Origin of the sequence: Amycolatopsis sp. NPDC051102, assembly GCF_040682815.1 — a bacterium.
Taxonomy (GTDB): Bacteria; Actinomycetota; Actinomycetes; order Mycobacteriales; family Pseudonocardiaceae; genus Amycolatopsis.
This window is the reverse complement of sequence record NZ_JBFBBT010000012.1, coordinates 164,317-183,962: the sequence shown is the minus strand read 5'-3', so window position 1 is coordinate 183,962 and position 19,646 is coordinate 164,317. Positions and strand designations below refer to the sequence as shown.

The following is a 19,646-nucleotide window of genomic DNA, read 5'->3' as shown; positions in this document are numbered from 1 at the left end:
CGAGTTGTCCACAGATTTCCGCCGACGGCTTCCGCGCCCCTCAACGGCGATAAGCTGGAAGCGCAGGAAATCGATCCACAGTGGACGGGCAGTCGGCTCACCGGAGCGGCTGGTCACACGGATGGCGACCTAGGCGTCGATCCGGTGGCGGCACGGGTGTGAGCAGCCGGCTCGACACAAAGTGGATTCGCAGTGGTTGCGGACCGTTCCCGGAAGGCGTCCCGCGCGCGGACGCACCACTGCCCGCACGCGGTCGGTGGAAACAGCGGTCGTCGCCGGAAGGCGCCCCGCCGACAATCGCCCCACCACCGCAGACGGCCAGGTAGAGGTCGCGGACTCGTTGCCGGAAGGCGCCCCGGCAACGACCGCACCTCTACCGCGGGCAGCGAGCACCCGATGCTGGGTGGTGGGCTGCCCGCCCGGGCCGTCGTGGCGGCACCGTCACCGGCCAGGAGCCAGGTGGGGCGGTGTGCCACCGAGGAAGGGCAGTGCTTCATTGCCATCAAGCAGAGCAGCGAGCGAGAGGAGGATTCCCGCACCGCCGGTTTTGACGTCCATCGAGAGCCGCAGCAACCGGTCACCCGGGAACGCGAGACCGCCTTTGTACGGCACCGCGTACCAGGCCAGCCACGCAAGGTGCTCCTCGATCGCCGCGCGGATGGACGGGTCCGTGTCCGGATTCGTGCCCAGCGCCACGGCCAGCCCGCACCGGCCGTTGAGCAACCCCGGGTGCATGACGAACTCGCCGCGGCAGGCATCGCGCAGCGCGGTGATGCTGTCGCACGCCTCGGCGCCAGGACGGTGCCGCGCCAGCTGCTCCGTGACGAGGAGAATCCCGGCACTGCCTACGCCGGCGCAGGGCAGCGTCCGGGCCGAACCGTCGCGCACCTGCAGCGAGCCGTCGTCGGCCTCGACGCACTCCTCGAGGTCACGGCCCAGCGCCTGGTCGGCGAACGAAAGCCAGGCCGGCTCGCCGGTGCGCTCGAAAAGCCGGATGAACAGCAGCGCGGGCCCTGACCAGCCGGACAGCAGGCCGGCGCGAGCGGAGTTCCCCGGCGGGGCGGCCGTCTCCAGCGCCTCGGCCAGCCGGACGGCTGTGGTCAGCGCCTGACGGCCGAACTCGTTGTCCTGCCGGACGGTCGCGAAGTGCAGCAGGGTCAGCCCGATCCCGGCCAGCCCGCTCTCCAGCGAGTGGTCGGCGGTCTGCTCGACGAGCCGCGCGCACGACGCCAGCAGTTCGCCGGCCTCATCGTGGTACCCGAAGCTCTCCAGCACGTAGGCGATGCCGGAGCCGCCGTCATAGAAGCCCGGCCGAGTCGGCGGATCACGCCGGACTGACTCGATCAGCCAGCGTTCGTGCTCGGGGAACCGTCCGGCACCGACGACGTCGAGGGCGTGCAGCACGCCCGCGGCACCGACACCGAAACAGGCGCCCCCAACCTCGAACTGCTCGACGTCCCCGGGAAACAGCCGATCCCCACGCGCGGGCGTCGCGCTGGCCAGGATCGCCTCGACGATCTGTTTGCGGACCAGCGACCAGTCCGGTTTGTCGTGGTCAAGCTCGGTGTGGACCGGTGCCAGCTCCGCGTCGGAATCGCGCGGCGCCAGTACCGCGACTGCGTCATCGGCGTACCCCTCGGGCAACGCAAACCGTCCAGCGACGAAGCCAGCGATACGACGCAGCTTCGCCGGGGCGAGCTTCGTCAGCGGGATGAGCGGCAGGAACAGCGACAGCCGCAGCGCAGCCACCGCGTACTCGTCGATCTCGAATCCGACACGATCGTACGGAGCGCAGAAGCCGGGCACGCCGGGCGCAGGTCGATCGCCGGACTCGACGTCGAACGCCGTCTCGAAGTCGATCAGGGAAACCCGGTCGTCGTGGTCCTCGTCGATCAGGATGTTCAGCGGGTGCAGGTCGCCCACCACGATGCCGCGAGCGTGGATGGCTTCGATCGTCCGCTCCACTCCCGCAACGATGTCCAGCGCGCGCCGGACGTAGGCGGAGAGGTCGGTACCGGTCGCGCCGTGCCGGGTCAGCGGGTAGTTGCGACTCAACCAGCTGTCCAGCGGGGTGCCCGGCATGTGCTCCATCACCAGGTAACGGCGTTCCGAGACGGCGAACCGCTCCACGACCTCCGGCACGCCGGGAATGCCGGCGAGCCGGACGAGCACCTCGTGCTCACGGCCAAGCCGTTCGACTGCATCAGCTCCCCCGCCGTCGAGGCCGGCGTACGGACGGGCCTCTTTGAGGACGACCTGGTTCCCACCCGTCTTGGGGGCGGCGAGGTAGCTGCCACCGCCGCTCGTGACGTGCAGAGGACTCGCCAACCGGTAGGGAAATTGGACCGGGACGCCGCGCCTGAGCGCAGCGATCCTGGTTTGCAAACAGGCCGGAATCTTCACCCAATCGGGTAAGGAGAACGTCGTTCCCTGCCGGTCGGGCACCAGTCTGCCGTCCGGCTTGCGGACCGCGGGGACACGGTGGCCGTCATGTTCGACCCACTGTTCGTCGAATGCGCCGAAACGCACGTAGAGTGGCCCGTCACCGTAGCGAAGGTCGCTCGGAATACTGGGGCCGTGCTCGCCTTCCAGCCGCGCCGACAGGTCCACCAGCACTCGCTCGAGTGCAATGTCGTCGTCCGGGTAAATGACCGCCAGCTCAGCGCAGCCGACCGGAGCGTATTTCGAGTTCCGTGAAAGCAAGGCGGACGCCGAGCGGAGGTGCTCGTAGGCCGCCTGGTGCTCGATACAGCTCTCGAACACCTGCGCAAGCACCCGGCGCGCGTTGTCCGGGCCAGCGGAAACTCGGATCTTCCAGCCCTGCGCGGGAAGGAGACGTCCCACCGGGCGCATCGCACGCCAGACACCTCTGGACGTGATGGCCCAGCCGGTCTCCGGCGCCGGGAGCGCCGTGGTGAAATCGTCGACGGTCGCGCCGTTTTCCTGCTGTTCGTCGTAGAACAACGGGTCAGCGAAGCAAAACGCTTCGTGGCGCAAGTCCATCCGAGATACCCCTCCGTACGATCCCCAGGCGTCACAGCTCCGGGAGAAGGATATTCCCCCACGCGGAACAGCCCTGAGCCAATCCGCCAACCCGGCGGTTCAACTGGGCTGTCCGAGGTAGGCAAAAAGAGCACTTACCAGTCGGTAGCGAACCTAGGGTGACCTTCTCGAACCGATGCGTCACACCAAAGAGTTGTAACGTGAAGCTTCTTCGGAGCATTTCGCAGGTCCATCGAAGTTTCACCCGAATTCCCACGACAAATTGGCAGAATGCCATCAACTCGATCGGTGATCGATTTTCACAACACACGCATTGTGTGTCGACGTCCCTGGGCATCGGCCATCGCCGCGGTGGTCCGCGCCACGCCGCGGCACCTCGGCGGACAGGCCGGCAGGTACCACGGAGTAAGTTGGCGGCCGGCGGACCGGAAGGAGGAACGGGTGATCTTCGGATTCGCCGTGACGGTCGCCGTGGCTGCCACGCTCGTCGCGCTCTGGAGCTTTGTGCAGTCGGCTCGCAACCGGCTGCCGGACAACCCGCTCCTGATCGCGCTCGCGGTGCTCGAGCTGCTGCTGGTCGCGCAGCTGGTGATCGGGATCGTGCTGCTGGCCGGCGGTGAGCGCCCCGGCAGCCTGGCGACCTACCTGGCCTACCTGATCGGCTGCCTGGTCGTGCTGCCCGTCGGCGCCGCCTGGGCACTGGCCGAGCGAAGCCGGTCGAGCACCGCCGTGCTCGGCATCGCCTGCCTGGCCATCCCGGTGATGGTGCTGCGACTGAACGAGGTGTGGAGTGGAGCAACAGCGTAGGACGGCCAGCGGCCCCGGACGGGTGCTCGTCGCCGTGTACGCGATCTTCGCACTGGCGGCGACGTCGCGCGCCGGCGTCCAGATCAGCACGAAGTTCCACGAAGCCCCGCTCGCCTACCTGCTCTCGGCGTTCGCCGCGGTCGTCTACATCGTCGCGACGATCGCGCTGGCCCGGCGCGGCGACGGCTGGTGGCGCGTCGCCCTCGCGGCCTGTTCGATCGAGCTGCTGGGCGTACTGACGATCGGCACACTCAGCCTCGTCGACGCGGCCGCCTTCCGGCACCCGACCGTCTGGTCGGTCTACGGCGAGGGCTACCTGTTCATCCCGCTGGTGCTGCCGGTCATCGGCCTGTACTGGCTACGGAAGACGGCTCCGGCGAAGATCCCCGCCTGATCGGCCCAGCTTAAGAGCCCCTCGAGGCCCCCGGCCGTCACTGGCCCCCGGTGTCCCGGCGACAACGCCGGAGCGACACCGGACACTCACCATGCCCCGGATACGGGCGTCCTGGCTCAAGCGCGGAACAGTAGGGGAACTGCACGTACCCCGCAGCGGGAGATAAATACGGATTCGACCGGCGACTTTCGTCGGTTCCGGACATTCGCTCAGAACTCGGACAATCCTGGAGTTCGGTCCCCACCGGCTTTCCCCCACGCGGTTCTCCCCCGCGTGAAAAGGAGTGAGCGTGAAAATCGGCAAGTTCGTCCTGCTGGCCGCGAGCACCGCATTGGCCATCGTCGGGCTCGGCGGTCCGGCGGCCGCGGACAGCACCCCGCAGGCCCAGCCGTCGATCATCGGCGGCAGCACCGCCTCCAGCGGCCCCTGGGCGGCCCGGCTGTTCGTCAACGGCCAGCAGAACTGCACCGCGACGATCATCGCGCCGCAGTACATCCTCACCGCCAAGCACTGCGTCAGCAGCTCCGGCACCTACACGTTCCGCATCGGCAGCCTGGACCAGTCCAGCGGCGGAACGATGGCCACCGGCTCCACCATCACGCGCTACCCGGGTTCCGCTGACCTGGCGATCGTCCGGCTGACGACCTCGGTGAACGCCACCTACTCGCCGCTCGGCAGCGTCGGCGACGTCTCGGTCGGGCAGAACGTCTCGGTCTACGGCTGGGGCGCGACCAGCCAGTGCGGCTCCGAGATCAACTGCCAGTCGCGGTACCTGAAGGTCGCGACCGTGCGGGTGAACTCGATCAGCTGCAGCGACTACACCGGCGGCGTCGCGGTGTGCGCGAACCGCGTCAACGGCATCACCGCCGGCGGCGACTCCGGCGGTCCGATGTTCGCCTCCGGCCGCCAGGTCGGCGTCGCGTCGACCAGCGACCGGTCGAACAACACCGCGTACACGAACATCACGCGTTATCGCAGCTGGATTTCCCAGGTCGCCGGCGTCTGATTCCCGAAAGGGGCCCGGCCGTGCGGCCGGGCCCCTTTTCGCGCCGTCAGGAGGTGGAAATGTCGTCGAGCTGTTCGGCGGCGGGCCGGACCGGGTACAGGTCCCCGCCCGGCTCGACCGGCACCCGCGGCAGAGCCGTCCGCGCCGCCCGGTCACCCGCGTCGGCAGCCGCGTGGAGGACGTCCAGCGCCGCGTAGGCCCGGAAGTCCAGTTCGGGATACGGCCAGGCGGACTGCCCCTGCGTGGCTCCCGGGATCAGGAAGTCGACAGCGGAGAACAGCGTGGCGCCACTGGGCGCGGTGTAGTGCCACAGGTCGACGCCGACGTGCTCACCGATCTGCGCGAGCCGGGTCAGCGCGACGAGGTTGAAGGCGGAGTAGTGCCAGCTGCGGGTCCGGCTGGCCTCCTGCGGTTGGTAGCCGTTGGCCTCGATCTGCGCCGCGATCCGCTTCGGCCCCGCGTCCCGCGCGATGGTTGCGGCCAGGTCCCGCTGCCCGGTGCCCAGCGCGAGCGAGGCGACGAGCATGTCGTAGAAGCTGCCGTGGTTGTTCTGGGCCTTGGCCTCGTCGGTCCCGTTCTTGCTGGTGCGCAGCCAGTCGAGGAACTGCGTGTACCAGCCGGTCATGCCGGCCTGGTCGGTATTCGTCCAGCCGGGGGCGCCGGTGGCGAGGATCGCGGTGGCGTCGACGACCTGGGTCAGCGTGTAGGAGAACTCGATGATGCCGATGCCGCGCCCGTCCACCTTGCACGGGATGCCCTGCGCGAAGTTCATGTTCGGGTTCATCTTCGTCGCGGCGTCGAGGAACCACGTACGCAGGTCAAGCGCCGCGCGCTGGGCGTAGCGAGCGTCCCCGGTGTAGTACCAAGCGAGCGCGAGCCGGTAGATCGCGGCGAATGCCTCACCGCGGTAGGCGTGGTCGGTGATCTCGTCGACGATCGGGTTGCGCTGGCCGTCCCGCTGCACGAACGGACAGCCCCAGGGGTTTTCGGCGGTCGGCTGCGTGGTCGGCCACCAGTAGGGCGCAAGGCTGAGGTAGTCGTGCTTGTCACCGCTGGGCGGCACCTGTTTCTTCGTGGTGACGCTCCACGGTCCCGTCGTCAGGTCGGTCTTCGCGGCACCGAGAAGGTTGTTGAGCCCTGTGCGAGACGTTCTCTCGCCGACGAGAGCGGCGAACTTCGTCCGAAGCAGCTGCTTGCCATCGAGGACGGCGGTATCGGGAGCACACACCGGCCCGAGGACCGGAACAGCGCAGTGCACGGTCCGCGACGCGGCTTCGGCCGGCGCAGCGAACGACGTGGCGACGAGGCCGAGCGCAGCCACCGCGGCCACGACGGTGTGGCGGAGAACCATGTCCGCTCCATTCACAAATATGAACATCAGACCTGTGAGTGAATGGAGCGTACGCATGTGAAAGCCGCTGAGGCAATGGCTTGGTCCAGACCAGGCTCAGTCGGTGAAGTCGCGAGGCCGGAAGAAGGCGACGAGCCGGGCGGTACGAAGTGCATCCCACGGATCCGTGGTGGCGAGAACAGCAGCAGCACCGGTAGGGAACTTGGTCTGGACCTGCAAGGTCTCTTCCCGATGACCGGCGAGGTGCAACGTCACCTCGCTGACCCCGGGCTCGTGCCCGACGAGCGCAAGCGTGGTGACATCGGACGGCGTCCGGCGGGCTGCGTTCAGCAACTCGGGAACGTCGGCACCGTAGAGATCATCGTCGTACTCGACAGGCGGCGGCGCGGGAAGCTCGCCGCTGACACGCTGCCAGGTTTCCCGGGTGCGCCGAGCGGTGGAGCAGACAACCAGCTCCGGAACGCGCCCGGTCTCGGCCAGCCACCGCCCAAGCCGAGGCGCATCACGAACCCCACGGGGCGCGAGGGGACGTTCGTGGTCGGGCAGACCTTCGGACCAGTCCGACTTGGCGTGCCGGAGAACGATGAGCCACCTGGTCACGTCCATGCCCGCAACCCTAATCGACACCAGCCGCGGACGGATCGTGCTCTTCACGGCGGAGATCGACAAGCCGCCGGCTTCGGGCTTTTGAGTGGGCCGCCTGGGGCTCGAACCCAGAACCTACGGATTAAAAGTCTACGGGAAATGAATGTCGACGAGTGTCGCTAAGTGTCGGACTCTGCCAATAAATGCAGTTCAGACGACATTTTTACCGCCTTTCAGCGTCGTCGAGTGTCGCACAGTGTCAGGCACTACTCAAGCAACGGAGCCCCATCGGAGACGCACTGGCCACAATTTTGGTCCATTGTGGATGGACCTGAGCCACAAAAAAGACGACTTGATCGCCGCCGCCAATCGACTCAGTGAATGAGATTGAACCAACTCGACGAAAGACTGCCGGCCAACCCTCGTTTCGGCGGCCCAGGCTCGATTGGTCCTGCAGCGTCGACCGTCGCCGAGCCACCCTCCCAGGACAGGGCGATCCGGCCGGAGGCAGTCCGGCCGCTCCACCCCGACCAGGTGATCGGCGCCGACGCCGCCTGACCCGGCTCCAAGATCACGAACGGCGGGATGCGCATCTCCAGAGTGACCCACTGATCCACGCCAAGCGGTTGCCCGTCCGACCCCAGTGGCTGCAGTACCGGCTTTCCGCCCAACCGGCAGACCCGCCCGCTCACGTTCTCCGCAATGACCTCACCACGCAGCCCGCCACCCGTCGCCCTGAACCACCGGACCGACACCGCGAGATCATCCGAGCCGCACGGAGGAACCCGTGCCTCTTCCTGCCATCGCGGCGACAGGGCAGCAAACAGCTCCCCCGCCGGCGGACCTGCACCCGGCTCAGCCGATGTGACGCGCCAGGGCACCCGACCACTATCGGCCGGGCTCTGATCACCGGAGTCCACAGCCACCACCACCTCCGACCAGCATTCCTTCCGGCAAGTATCCAGCCAAATCCCGGACTGCATTGCTGTCATGACGCCCGTTGGAGACCGACACCCGCTATCGGCGTCCCGGGCCGCGGGGCGCCGACCCGGCGTCCGCGGCCACAGCGTCAAGGAGGCGGCCGCGGCGAAGGTGCCCGCGAGAGCCTAAGCGAACGATCCGGCTTGGTCGCGCTGAGCGACGACGAAGCCCGATTTCGCTCAAGCCTGCATGGGGCAGGTGTCCTTGGTGATCTACGCTGACCGTGTGGCCGAGGCCCCGGTTACCTACACCACTCTTCACTTGGCCGGTATGCCGACCAGACGGCACAGGCACGAAGACTATGGGACAAGTCGGGATTTCAGACTTTTGTCAGCGGGCCGGGCGACGTCCCGGCTTGACGATGGTGATATCTGCCTCCATGGTCAGCTTGATGAGTCGTTGCAGTCCCGGCCCAGAGTCGACGGCTTCGACGCTACCCGGAACAACGTGCAAGTTCGCGGAATCGACCCGGTCGCCGAAGAGGACGAGAGCACGCGCTGTATTGAAGCGCCCGCTCATCCAGACGAGCCCCTGCGCCTCCCGCACTTGCTGATGAACAGCTTCGGCCCATTTTACTGTCCTGCCGTAGTGACAGCTGATCGCCTCGGTCAACTGCCGAGGGCGCAAACCGAGCCTCAGAAGGCCCGGATCGTGAAACTCCGCCAGTCTCAGCACAACACTCGAATCAAGCTTCAGCTTGGTAACGCAACGACCAAGGTAGTATTTTCTCAGCAACGTTCTACGACCAGTCAACGGAACATTTCGCAAGACGGTTTCAGCAATAGCTCCCGCATAGCAATCAGCGGCATACAACACTGGGACACGACAGCCGTTCTCGTCATTAAACCAATTAAATCGCCCGCCCTCACCAGAGCCTGGATTGAACTTGTTGCCGCCGTACTTAGAGTTATGACAGCGGACCATTGAATCCAAAGGCGACCAAGTGGTGATATTGAGGCGCCTCCGCAGGTCATGCGGAGGATCCGGAACCAAGCGCCCACGCGTCATGAACTCAGTTCCCACCGAACCGCGTCCAGCAGGTCGTCACGCGGCAGGTCCACCGGGCGAGCAGCATCCAGAAGCAGGCCGTTGTTTGAGATCATCCACGCGAGAATCTCCCAAGCGACCAAATCGCGGGACAGCATGTACACTGCATCAGATACGCGCTGGTCTATCGCATCCCCGGACAGCTGGAAGCCTGGAACAAGCAGTTGGCCACCAAACTCAACGGCTAGCAGGCGATGCAAACTTCGCATCGTCAGCAATTCTTCTGCCGGAATGTCGGAACGCTCAGATACTTCTTTCAATAGAAGCATGTCAAATTCTGCTGAGACTGCGTTGACTAGTTCTGCGCGCTCCTCATCGTCAAAAACGTCGAGGTCAAACTCGTCAAAGTCGTCGACCGACGGCTCACTACCCGACTGTCGACCCCGCTCGTCGAGCCAGCGCAGCACTTCATGCACATTGCGGGCGACAGGCTCGGTCGCATCGAGAATGAGATCCGCAGCACCGAGAAGCAGCTGGTCGACCTGTGTCTCCGTCGGGTCGCGTAGCACCCGTTCGACGTCGGCGGCGCGGACCGTGCTGTCCTCTGCAATCCTCTGGACCAGGACGTCGTACGGCGCCTTGAGCAGCACGCACGCAAAGTCGACGTCGCCGAGCAGCTTCTCGAGTTCCGCCCGGACCTCCTCGTGCCGGATACCCTCAATGATCAGCACCCGCACATCTTCGCCAGCTTGGCCCAGGACCTCGCGGCAGTACCCCTCAAGGTCCGTGTCCACCCATTGCTGCCCCAGCTTCATCAGCACGGCACGGTCACCAGGGTCGAATCCCTGCTCGGCCGCACGCTGACGCACAGCTTCACCGAAGCTAACGATGCCCGCGCCTTCGATAACCTCCGCCAGGCCCCTCGCCAACGTGGTCTTACCCGTCCGGGCGTGGCCGATGATGCCGATCGCAGCGTCCATGTAAGCCTCCGACCGACCGGGACCCTTGCTCAATGCGCGACGAGTCGCATTACAAAGAGTAGTCTCGGGTTGCAGAGACGACAAGGAACCTTCACGATACGCTTCGCCAAGCTCGAGAAGTACCGCCAGCAGGGGTAGCTGAGTGGCCTATGCCTGAACACTCGATCACTAAGCGTAACGCCTGCGACGCGCGATCCGATTGCCCAGCTAACGCTAGCCCGTTGCCACGTGGGAGCACTATGATCGACAGTGACAGCTGGAGCCCCGAGTTGCGCCTGCGCGGCCTGGACCAGGACAAACGGGCTGTCTCACTCAGTGTGTTGGCCGATTCAAGCCAAGAGGAGGATCTGAGCGAGCCAGCCAACTGCTCCGGGCTGGGACGCATCAGACACTTCACCCATACCACCGCCAACGGGTGGCCGGATAACCCACTACCATGGCTTCCCGCAAGGAGGCACCTGGGCGCCGGCGCCGTGCCCTCTGCTGGCTGCAAAGCCCAGGTCTTCCAGAACTCCGTGTGCAACTGGCGATGCTGGTACTGCTACGTCCCCTTCTCGCTGCTTCGGGGCGATCCGGCGAAGTCGCGTTTCGTCACTGCCGACGACATGGTCGACATGTACCTGGGCCTTGACGATCGCCCGGTCGTGCTCGACCTCTCGGGCGGTCAGCCCGACCTTGTTCCGGAATGGGTAGTGTGGACAATGGAAGCGCTTCGCGAGCGGCATGCGCAAGATCGCGTGTTTCTGTGGAGTGATGACAATCTCAGCAACGATTACCTGTTTCGCTACCTAACTGAAGACCAGTTGGAAGTTCTCTCTTCGTATCAAGGCTACGGCCGCGTGGGCTGTTTCAAAGGGTTCGACGACACCTCGTTCGCGTTCAACACCGGCGCACTGCCAGAGCTTTTCGATCGACAATTCACCCTTTTTGAACGCTTGCTCACCATTCGCCCAGACACCTACGCCTACGTCACGTTCACCGCTCCCGCCATACCACCTACGGGAGCAATCAGCGCGATGCGCCGTTTCGCGGACCGCCTTCAAGCGCTCGACGACACGCTCCTCGCGCGTACGACACCGCTTCGAATCGACGTCTTCACCCCTGTTGCTCCGCGGATGCGCTCAGCACATCAAACCGCCTTGACCGTCCAGGAGGCCATGGTCGACGCCTGGAACACCGTCTTGGCGGAGCGTGGCGTGGTCCCCTTGTTCGACCAGCCGATGGCCGAGCTGACGACAGCAGGCCATCGTGTCTGACGGCGCGACGATCCTGTCGGAAGTGGACCACGACCAGCGGTGGCGAGATCGGTTGTTGAATCTAGCAGCCAAGCAACTTGCCGGACCAGTTGTGCCGTCGTTCAATTCTGTGCTGCAAGCAATGTCGGGAGCCGATCCAGTCCTCGTCCAGTCGCTCATCTCCGAACTCGCCGACACGAGCTCGCTCGATGTCCGCGACCGATGCCGAGCAGTGTTAGCGGACTGCCGGCGAGCCAACACATCGAGTCCTGTAGTTGAAGACCACCTGCTCCCCCCTCCACATCCCCTCGACTACGAGTGGCGATTCACCCATGACACCCGCACTCAACTGGCCAGCACCGCGCTGATCAGATCACCACGATCCGTCTTACTGCTCGGCTGCCCCACCGTCGCCATCACCCTGCTCTCCAGCCACTCAGACTTCAGACTCACACTTGTAGACGACAATCCGGCCCTTCCTCTTCTTTCGAACTTCGTCGAAGGCGACCATCCGCGCTATCGCCAGGTGCGCGCCGATCTGACATCGACTCCGAATGTCACCGCCGGGCTGCGCGCCGACGTAGTCATCGCAGACGCCCCGTTCTACCCGGATGCCATGGCCGGATTCCTCCATGCCGCCGTAGCGGGAACACGCCAGCGCGGACGCATACTCTTCGCGCTCCCCCCCTCCGGAACCCGGCCAACTGCGAAAAGAGATGTCGGCAACTTCCACCGTCTGGCCAGAGAGGCGGGTCTCAGCCACGTCTCGACGCGACAGGGTGCGGTGCGCTACCTACGCCCACCGTTCGAACGGAACGCTCACCGTAGCGCCGGCCTCCTGTCTGTCGAAGACGACTGGCGCGCCGCAGACTTGGCGACTTTCGTCAGAGGCCCAGACCCGGCGACGCTGTCGAAACCCGAGGGCAGCTCGGAGCGCAGCCGCTGGCAGGAGGTCGTTGTCACCGGAAAACGATGGCGGGTGCGAGTCGACGAACATTCATCCGCTGCTGTCGAAGGCCTGCTCCGCAAGGTCTCGACGAGCGCCATCCTGGATACAGTGAGTCAGCGAGACAGCCGCCGGCAGCTCGCCAACGTGTGCACGGATGACAATGAGTACTTTGTAACCACCAATCCTTCGTTGCTGATTCAGGTTTTGACCAGTGTCATCAGAGGCTGCGATCCTGTGACGCAAGTCGGCGATTCTTTAGGGCGCCCCTTGACCCCAATGGAGCACAGTGAAGTCCGACTCCTTCGCGAGTTGATCGAGTACAGGTCGATGAGGCCCTTGACCAGTGACTGATTCCACGAATTCGACGACGATGGCAGACAGCCATGCTTTGCGGACAGCACTCAGCTCGACACCGGACGTCGCTTCACACCCAGCTGTGGCTGATCACACTGAAACGCGGCCAGGCAGCGGCTTACACCTGGCCGTGATGACAGGCCCCTACTTGAGACTGATCATCGACGGCGTCAAGACAGTCGAGTCACGCTTCCACAAGGTACGCAGCGCCCCCCTGAACACGGTCGCGGCAGGCGATCTGGTCGTATTCAAACCCGCAGGACAGCCGGCCAGTCACGTCGCCGGTGTCAAGCGGGCGACCTATCTGGATCTTTCACACACCTCGCTCGAGCAAGCGCGATCGACCTGGCAAGAACGCATCGCCGACAGCTCTGACAAGTTCTGGGCTGCGCGTTCGGATGCTCGCTGGCTCTCGCTCGTCGAGATCGCCTGGATACGCGAGATGACCCCCACGGTGCTGCGGAAACGTGACCGGCGCGGCTGGGTCACCTATGGGGCATGCTGTCCCATAGGGCGCTTGTTTTGAGCTTCTGCCCCGAACGCGCACGACAGGAGCTGCCCCGCCATCTCCGAGAACGGCGAGGACTGGTCGCCCGGCAACTCGCGGATGCCGCCGACCGGCTGGTGCTGGACGCGCTGCAGACCGGTGAGCTCTTGCCCCCGCGTTCGGAGATCACCTCCGCGCTCCAGGCCCTCGACGAAGCCGGTATCCGGGCCTACGCCGGGTGGGACTACCTCGCCAAAGTGCCTGAAGACTGACGGGCGCACCTCATGGCAGCGCACCCCCACTTGGTCGACGGCGTCGTCCTCAACAATCCGCAGCATTTCGATCGCGCGGAAGAAGTCCTGGCGGCCGCACGTTTGCTGCCTCGATCGATCGTCGTGGTCGGCACCACCGAGACCCTCGGCGGCACAGTGCGCGCCGAGGCATCGGGAACGGAGTACGTGGTTCCGCCGAATCCGGCGATGTACGACGTCGATCTGGCCGCGGCCGAGCGGCAACGGCTGCTGGAAACGACGCGGGAACGCCGGATACAGATGGATGCGCTGACTGCGCAGATCCAACACGACCAGGCATTGGTCAGGCGTCTGCAGGACTGGGAAAGGTCGTGGCCACCCGGCACTATCGAGCAGCTCACCACGGAACGCGACGTCGCCCAGGAGGAGCTGGAGAAGGCTGAAAGCCACGCGGAGGACTTGCTCGCCCGGCTCGCCACGATCAATAAGGCCGAGGAAGCCATCACCACTTCCCTGCCCGATCTGCGCGCGGTGGCCAAGAAAGCACGAAATCGCTCGGACGAGCTTGCCGCACTTGCTCAGCTCACCGCCCAGGAGCCGGCTTGGTCCCACGCGCTGAAGGAAGCGCAGGCAGCGGCAGGCGCCGCTCAACTCGCGGCCGACGACGCCCGCAACCGGGCTGAAGCGCGGCGCGAGGACAAGTCCGAGCTCCACCGCGAGATCGACGACCAAAAGCGGACCGTCGCCGCCACCCGCGACGAGGTCGGCCGGATTCCCGGCGGCGGGTCGGCGGACCGAACGGCGACGCCACCGGACGAATCCGTCGAAACCTTGCGAGCGACCTATCAGGCAGCGAAGGAAGCCTACGAACAAGTCGAGGTCGGCGCTGATCTGCGGGCTGACCTGGCAGCGAAGCTCAACGCCGAAGCGCAGGCGCGCGCCGGGCTGGAAAAGGTGCCGGAGATCGTCCGGGTTCGCGCGACCGAACTCCTGAGCGGCCCAGACGGAGCGGACGCAGCGTCCAGATCCGCCGCCACAGCCCGGACCGAACGAGCGGTCGAAAGCCTGACGAACCAGGCCGGCGCCGCCCAAAGCCAAGCCGGAAGGCGCCAAGAGGCCTACGAAGCCTTTCAACCGCAGGAAGTCTCGATGGAGCCTTACTGCCATCCTCGTGACCTCGCACACGCGGAGGAGTTGCTGGACGTTGCCTCCAGCGACTACGAGCGAGCCCGCCAGGCCGACGACGAGGCGCAGCGGCACCTCGGGGATCTCGACAAGACGATCGAGGCGACGAAGAAGACAGCCGCTGACTTCGAATCGCTCTACGACTCGATCAGCGCACTGACCGCCGCCAGTGAAGACGAGCCACCGTTCGCCAGCGACGTCACCGCCGCGCGCGACCGGCGGACCAGGATCCGGACGTCGGTGTCCGAAGCAGAGAACATACTGGCCAACGCCCAGGGAGAGGTTCGCCGCCTCTCTTCGTCGCTCGGCCAGTACGCCGTCGGTCAAGCCTTCGAGAAGGTCGACAGCCCGGTCAGGCAGCAGATGATCGCGGTCGATCGAGACCGCCTCGCCGAGTATGCCGCGGACTGGGAGCACGCGCTCAAGCCGCGGCTGCGCAGTCTTACCGACGATCTGGCCCACATCGACCGCCACCGCACCGAGATCGTGGTCCGGCTGCGCGGCATGGTGGAGATTGCGCTCAAGACCTTGCGCACCGCGGAGAAGGTCAGCGCGCTGCCGGAAGCCCTCGGCGACTGGGCGGGCCTGCGCTTCCTTCACATCCGGTTCACCGAACTCGAACCGCCAGTACTCGATGCACGGCTCGGCGAGGTAGTGGACGAGGCCGCCACGGGCACCACGAAGACGACGGGCGGGAAACGCGACGGCCTGACGCTCCTGCTCAAAGGTGTCCGAGCCGCGATGCCGAAAGGTGTGCGGGTCGACATTCTCAAGCCCGATGCCGCGCTGCGCGCCGAGCGGGTCCGGGTGTCGTCGGTCGCGGAGATCTTCTCGGGTGGCCAGCTGCTGACTGCGGCAATCATCCTGTACTGCACGATGGCCGCGTTGCGATCCAACGAGCGAGGCCAGCTTCGACGCCCGCACGCCGGTGTCCTCTTCCTGGACAATCCGATCGGCCGCGCCTCGGCGGGTTACCTGTTGGACCTGCAGCTCGGCGTGGCCGACGCGCTCGGTGTCCAGCTGATCTACACGACCGGACTCTTCGACATCAACGCACTTTCGCTGTTTCCGCTGATCATCCGGCTGCGCAACGACCGCGATCTGCGCAGCGGCATGGCCCACCTGACCGTCGAGGACGAAATCCGGACCGGACTGCCGACCGACGGGGACCCCGAGCACGGGCAGATCACCGCAGCACGGTTCTTCCGCAGGCCGGCGAACATCGAGGAGGCAGGCTGAGTGGCAGAAGACCTCGACGCATCCGGTCCCACCCTCAGCCTCCGGGCCCGTCGAATGGCGGACCTGCTCGCCGATTGGCCACGACAACGAGTTCAGCTCAAGGAGTTGTGGCAACTGCTCGACACAGCGGACCCGGCCGGCCGCTCGACCCCCGGCCGGCGGTCGGTGCTCGCCGACGTGATCGCCGAGCTTGATCACGCCGGATTGGTGCAACCCGCCGGTGCGCGGTCCTGGGACCGCAGTCAGAAACCCCACTTGCCACGCTTCGTCGGCCGACTGACATCCAAGCCGCCGAAACCGGGCGCCCGGATGGTGTGGCACCACCGGCTGGCCTGGGTCGAGGAAGCACGGCCCAGCCCAGCCCAGCGGGCACACCTGGAGTCCCTCAACACCTGGTTGCACGAACACGACCACGAAGATCTGCCCGTCATCCCGCACCGGGAGCGGTCCGTCAAGATCTTCGGCAACGAGAAGGTCACGGACAAACTGATGGGGACGGCGTTGTTTGGTGACGGCCGGCTCAGCTTGGACCTCCTGCGAGCCCGGCGGGTTGCACCAGGCTTCATCATGGAGTCCGTCGGTGATGGACCGATACTGCTGATGGTCGAGAACAGCGACACGTTCGACTCCCTCGTGTCGGCGCTCCGGCGGGAGCCTGGAAACGTCGGCTTGGTCGGCTGGGGAGCAGGCGGCGCCTTCGAGCAGTCGGTGCTGTCGATCAGCCGGCTGACGCCCACCGTTCGTGAGGTGCGGTACTTCGGTGATCTCGACGCCAAGGGACTGCAGATCCCGGCCAACGCCGCAGCCGTCGCAGCGCGCGAGCACCTCCCGGCCGTCAAGCCCGCGATCGGCCTCTACGCGGCGATGTTCCGCTACGCGCGACCCCAACCAGGCCAAGCACGCCTCGCCGCGGCCACCGCGCACGCCGTAGCCGCCTGGCTGCCTCTGGATTTGCAGAATCGGGCGGCCGAGCACCTGATACGCGGCACGCGTCTTGCCCAGGAAGAGGTCGGGATCACCGAGCTGATCGCTGACCACGGGTGGCGCTGCGACCTCACCTGAACCCTGACGCAGTCGCGCTCGGACAGGGTTGACAATAGCGACGGCCTGGAGCGGTTCCTTCGAGGAGAGCGTAACGATGACCAGTCGCAAAATGCCTCTCAATGCGGCTCAGCGGGAAGTCCTCGCGTGGGTGCGCGACGGTTGCGCGGCGGGACTCTACGAAGATTGGTCGCACCGTTTGGTGGCTCGCGCGCTGCACAACCGAGGCTTGCTCGTCGTGAAGGGCCACGGTCCATCATGGGTTGCCTCGATCACTGAGGAAGGCGTCTATTACCTCGAGAACGACGCATACCTGCACCGGGACGACGACCACCATCGTTCGCCTTCCGACGCCAAGAAACCTGAACAACGCCCCAAAGCTCCAGAGCCGGGCACGCGGAAGCGGCCCGAGCCAAGCACGACCGGACCTAGCGTCACGCCATCTACGAAGCCGGTCGTGCAGAAACGAGGACCGGTCGACCAGCTCATGCAAAAGCTCCAGGATGCAGTCGATCATCGCGTCCTGGTACCGACTGACCAGGCACCGAAACAACGCCAGCTCGCGGCTTTAGCACGGCGGTTCGGGCGGATCCCGGAGGGAATGCGGCTGTCGTTCGAATACTGTCGACAAGACACGGGATACCGGCTGGCGATCACACTGGAATCGCCGCCCGAGTGGCAGACCAGGCTGTTGGCTCAAGCCGTGTCTACGACAGCGCCGGACCCGACTGATGTCGTGCAGGCGTGCATGGAGCTGGACGCATTCCCCGTCCAGGGATCACAGCGCGATCGGGCCTTTCGCCTGCTCGAGGCCCTGGTAAGGGGCGCACGCGAGATCGGGATGACCGTGTCGCTCCAGCCGGAGCGACAGACACGTGGATACGCGACGCGGGGTGACCATCAGAACGAGATCCGGTTCGCCCTCGACCGGGATGAGGTCTGGCTCCGGTTCACCCAGGCCACGCTGCAGCGTCCCCACGAGCCCACGGAACGGGAGCTCAAGCGAGCGCGACAGGGCTACATGTTCCCGGACTTCGATGAGGTCCCGGATGAGCACCTGGGGATCGTCGTGGCCGGTGCCGGACGTTTCTGGGCCGACAGCTGGAAGGACACGGACGAGCATCGCCTGGAAGATGATCTCGTTGAGGTTCTGGAGGAGGTCCGGCTCCGGCTCGGACACCTGGCGGTGCAGCGCGCAGCGGCCGAGGAGCGGCAGCGCCAAGCGGAGCTGGAGAGAGCCGAACGGGCGAAGCATCAGGCCGCGGCTGCAGAACGCGCCGCGATCGCACAGCGGGAGCACCTGATCGATGAGGAGGCACGAGACCAGGCGAGACGGTGGTCCGAAGCAGGCCAGCTCCGTGCCTATGCGGCGGAGGTGCACCGGCACGCGTCATCGCTGACTGACGAGCAATGCGCGGATGCACTGTCCTGGGCGGACCGGATCACGAAGGTCGCTGACGCCTTGGATCCGTTCCCCGACCGCGCGGTCCGCCCTCACCTTCTCCCCGGCATGCCGACCGCGAGCGAGTTGCAGGCCTTCAGGAATCGGTGACGCTCACCAGTGACGGTATCCCCAGCGTCGTGGTGCGCGCTCGTACCGGACAGGGATCTCCGAGGGCTTCAACGGACGGTCGACGACCGGGCGGTAGTTGGCGGCAGTGATCCGCTCCTCCTCATGTACTCGTTCCATCACCTCGGCGAAATGGCCGTGCTCGTGCTCCTTCATCTGGTCGATGAGCCTGGTGATGAGCACATCCAGGCGCTGCACCTCCGCCTCGGCCGCGGCCAGCCGCTCCTGCATGGTGACTGCCCGATGACCGCACCAGCCACGCAGGAGCTCGTGCCGGGGCCGGTAGTGCTCGAGGTACGACCGGTATTCCCAGTCTGGATCCGTCGTCCACTTACGTCCGCCGCTGCTCGTGTGGGTCACGCCGCGCTTGGTCTTCTCCCGGCACTGTCGTTCCTCGTCGATCACGCCGTCCAGGATCGGCATCGGGTTCACCCGGCAGGCGTACTCGGCGATCATGAGGGTGCCTTCGGGGGAAACCACTGTGCTCTCACCGATCGCGAACGAATCGACCTGGTCGGTAAGTTCACTGATCGAGATCCCAATGAGCGGCTCGAGCGCTACCGGATCGTGGATCGTGGTGACCCATCGCACCAGGGCCGACCACTCCCAGGTCGCGACCTCGTCCGGGATCAACTCCAAGAACACGGTCTCGACGGCTGCTTCCTCCGGATCCGTCAGCTCGAACGCAGCAAGCCGTTCCCAGTTCGCCATCAGCTCGTCGTACTCACGTACTCCCGACCACGCTCCGCGGAGCCGCTTCCCGGGAACTTTCTCCCGCTTGCCGGCGCTGTCTCCCTCCAGGAACTCGATCTCGTACTTCGCGCTCTTCTTTCCCATCTCGGTGGCGACGACACGAACACGTTGCGAGGAGTCGAAGTCCCGCACGCGATAGATCTGCTCGTCACCGACCTGGATCATCCGTATTCCTCCCCGAGGACATCGGCAGCATCACCACATTAGCCGGTCAATCGAGCCCCGCCAGCGGATCGTTGCGGCAGCACATTGGGTCGGCCCAGTACCCCGCGGATGGACCAGTGGAGTACTCCCGGGGTGCCGAAGTATTGCCCGCATTGGATGATTCTGAACAGTAAGTACTCGAAGACGAACCTCTCGTTTCCGCCTGCACAATCGGCATTAGGCGACGCCACGCATGTTCTCGGGAAGCGCGTGCCCCGAGGGGGCAGACGGCACAGGACAGGCTCGTGCAGATCGCGGTCGCGGCGGCGCCGACTCACCGCTCA

17 protein-coding genes are annotated in these 19,646 nt (G+C 65.6%); 10 read left to right on the top strand and 7 right to left on the bottom strand.

What is annotated here, in order from left to right; translation table 11 throughout:
- Window positions 1-441: 441 nt before the first annotated feature.
- Window positions 442-3,003, bottom strand: a complete 2,562-nt coding sequence (gene lanKC, locus AB0M93_RS30385; RefSeq protein ID WP_364279344.1) for a class III lanthionine synthetase LanKC — start codon at window positions 3,001-3,003, stop codon at window positions 442-444.
- 441 nt (window positions 3,004-3,444) lie between these two features.
- Here lanKC and AB0M93_RS30380 point away from each other — a divergent pair, with 441 nt between their 5' ends.
- The 3 genes from AB0M93_RS30380 (at window position 3,445) to AB0M93_RS30370 (ending at window position 5,210) form a co-directional block, all read left to right on the top strand.
- Complete coding sequence (locus AB0M93_RS30380) at window positions 3,445-3,810, top strand: hypothetical protein (RefSeq protein ID WP_364279341.1); 366 nt, start codon at window positions 3,445-3,447, stop codon at window positions 3,808-3,810.
- A 22-nt stretch (window positions 3,811-3,832) separates the two neighbouring features.
- Window positions 3,833-4,204 (top strand): hypothetical protein, encoded by a 372-nt coding sequence (locus AB0M93_RS30375; RefSeq protein ID WP_364279572.1) that lies wholly within the window; start codon window positions 3,833-3,835, stop codon window positions 4,202-4,204.
- Between the two features lie 289 nt (window positions 4,205-4,493).
- Window positions 4,494-5,210, top strand: a complete 717-nt coding sequence (locus AB0M93_RS30370) for a trypsin-like serine protease (RefSeq protein ID WP_364279338.1) — start codon at window positions 4,494-4,496, stop codon at window positions 5,208-5,210.
- A gap of 46 nt (window positions 5,211-5,256) precedes the next feature.
- Here AB0M93_RS30370 and AB0M93_RS30365 read toward each other — a convergent pair whose 3' ends face one another.
- From AB0M93_RS30365 to AB0M93_RS30345, 5 genes are all read right to left on the bottom strand, one after another.
- The gene (locus AB0M93_RS30365) at window positions 5,257-6,561 is read right to left on the bottom strand and encodes an alginate lyase family protein (protein WP_364279335.1); all 1,305 of its coding nucleotides are present in this window, start codon (window positions 6,559-6,561) and stop codon (window positions 5,257-5,259) included.
- 96 nt (window positions 6,562-6,657) lie between these two features.
- Window positions 6,658-7,167 carry a histidine phosphatase family protein gene (locus AB0M93_RS30360; RefSeq protein ID WP_364279332.1) on the bottom strand — a complete coding sequence of 170 codons (510 nt, stop codon included), beginning with the start codon at window positions 7,165-7,167 and terminating at the stop codon, window positions 6,658-6,660.
- A 353-nt stretch (window positions 7,168-7,520) separates the two neighbouring features.
- A complete protein-coding gene (locus tag AB0M93_RS30355) occupies window positions 7,521-8,129 on the bottom strand; it encodes a DUF4232 domain-containing protein (RefSeq protein WP_364279569.1) in 609 nt (202 codons plus the stop codon).
- Between the two features lie 328 nt (window positions 8,130-8,457).
- Window positions 8,458-9,135, bottom strand: a complete 678-nt coding sequence (locus tag AB0M93_RS30350) for an RES family NAD+ phosphorylase (protein ID WP_364279329.1) — start codon at window positions 9,133-9,135, stop codon at window positions 8,458-8,460.
- Window positions 9,132-10,094 (bottom strand): AAA family ATPase, encoded by a 963-nt coding sequence (locus tag AB0M93_RS30345; RefSeq protein WP_364279326.1) that lies wholly within the window; start codon window positions 10,092-10,094, stop codon window positions 9,132-9,134. The genes AB0M93_RS30350 and AB0M93_RS30345 overlap by 4 nt, the downstream gene beginning before the upstream one ends.
- Before the next feature lie 239 nt (window positions 10,095-10,333).
- Here AB0M93_RS30345 and AB0M93_RS30340 point away from each other — a divergent pair, with 239 nt between their 5' ends.
- The 7 genes from AB0M93_RS30340 (at window position 10,334) to AB0M93_RS30310 (ending at window position 18,387) form a co-directional block, all read left to right on the top strand.
- Window positions 10,334-11,350, top strand: coding sequence for a radical SAM protein (locus AB0M93_RS30340; protein ID WP_364279323.1), 1,017 nt, complete (start codon window positions 10,334-10,336; stop codon window positions 11,348-11,350).
- Window positions 11,343-12,629: a hypothetical protein gene (locus tag AB0M93_RS30335; protein ID WP_364279320.1), complete on the top strand. Its 1,287-nt coding sequence runs from the start codon at window positions 11,343-11,345 to the stop codon at window positions 12,627-12,629. The genes AB0M93_RS30340 and AB0M93_RS30335 overlap by 8 nt, the downstream gene beginning before the upstream one ends.
- A 151-nt stretch (window positions 12,630-12,780) precedes the next feature.
- Entirely contained in the window at window positions 12,781-13,158 is a 378-nt protein-coding gene (locus AB0M93_RS30330; RefSeq protein ID WP_364279318.1) for a hypothetical protein, read from the top strand.
- Window positions 13,155-13,391 carry a hypothetical protein gene (locus AB0M93_RS30325; protein ID WP_364279315.1) on the top strand — a complete coding sequence of 79 codons (237 nt, stop codon included), beginning with the start codon at window positions 13,155-13,157 and terminating at the stop codon, window positions 13,389-13,391. Before AB0M93_RS30330 ends, AB0M93_RS30325 begins: the two co-directional genes overlap by 4 nt.
- 30 nt (window positions 13,392-13,421) lie before the next feature.
- Complete coding sequence (locus AB0M93_RS30320) at window positions 13,422-15,794, top strand: hypothetical protein (protein WP_364279312.1); 2,373 nt, start codon at window positions 13,422-13,424, stop codon at window positions 15,792-15,794.
- Window positions 15,795-16,856 (top strand): Wadjet anti-phage system protein JetD domain-containing protein, encoded by a 1,062-nt coding sequence (locus AB0M93_RS30315; RefSeq protein ID WP_364279309.1) that lies wholly within the window; start codon window positions 15,795-15,797, stop codon window positions 16,854-16,856. It abuts the gene before it with no gap.
- A 76-nt stretch (window positions 16,857-16,932) separates the two neighbouring features.
- On the top strand, window positions 16,933-18,387 hold the full coding sequence (locus tag AB0M93_RS30310; protein ID WP_364279306.1) for a hypothetical protein: 1,455 nt from the start codon (window positions 16,933-16,935) through the stop codon (window positions 18,385-18,387).
- Between the two features lie 3 nt (window positions 18,388-18,390).
- On the opposite strand, the gene AB0M93_RS30305 is transcribed toward AB0M93_RS30310, so the two are convergent.
- On the bottom strand, window positions 18,391-19,323 hold the full coding sequence (locus AB0M93_RS30305; protein WP_364279303.1) for a hypothetical protein: 933 nt from the start codon (window positions 19,321-19,323) through the stop codon (window positions 18,391-18,393).
- Between the last annotated feature and the right edge of the window lie 323 nt (window positions 19,324-19,646).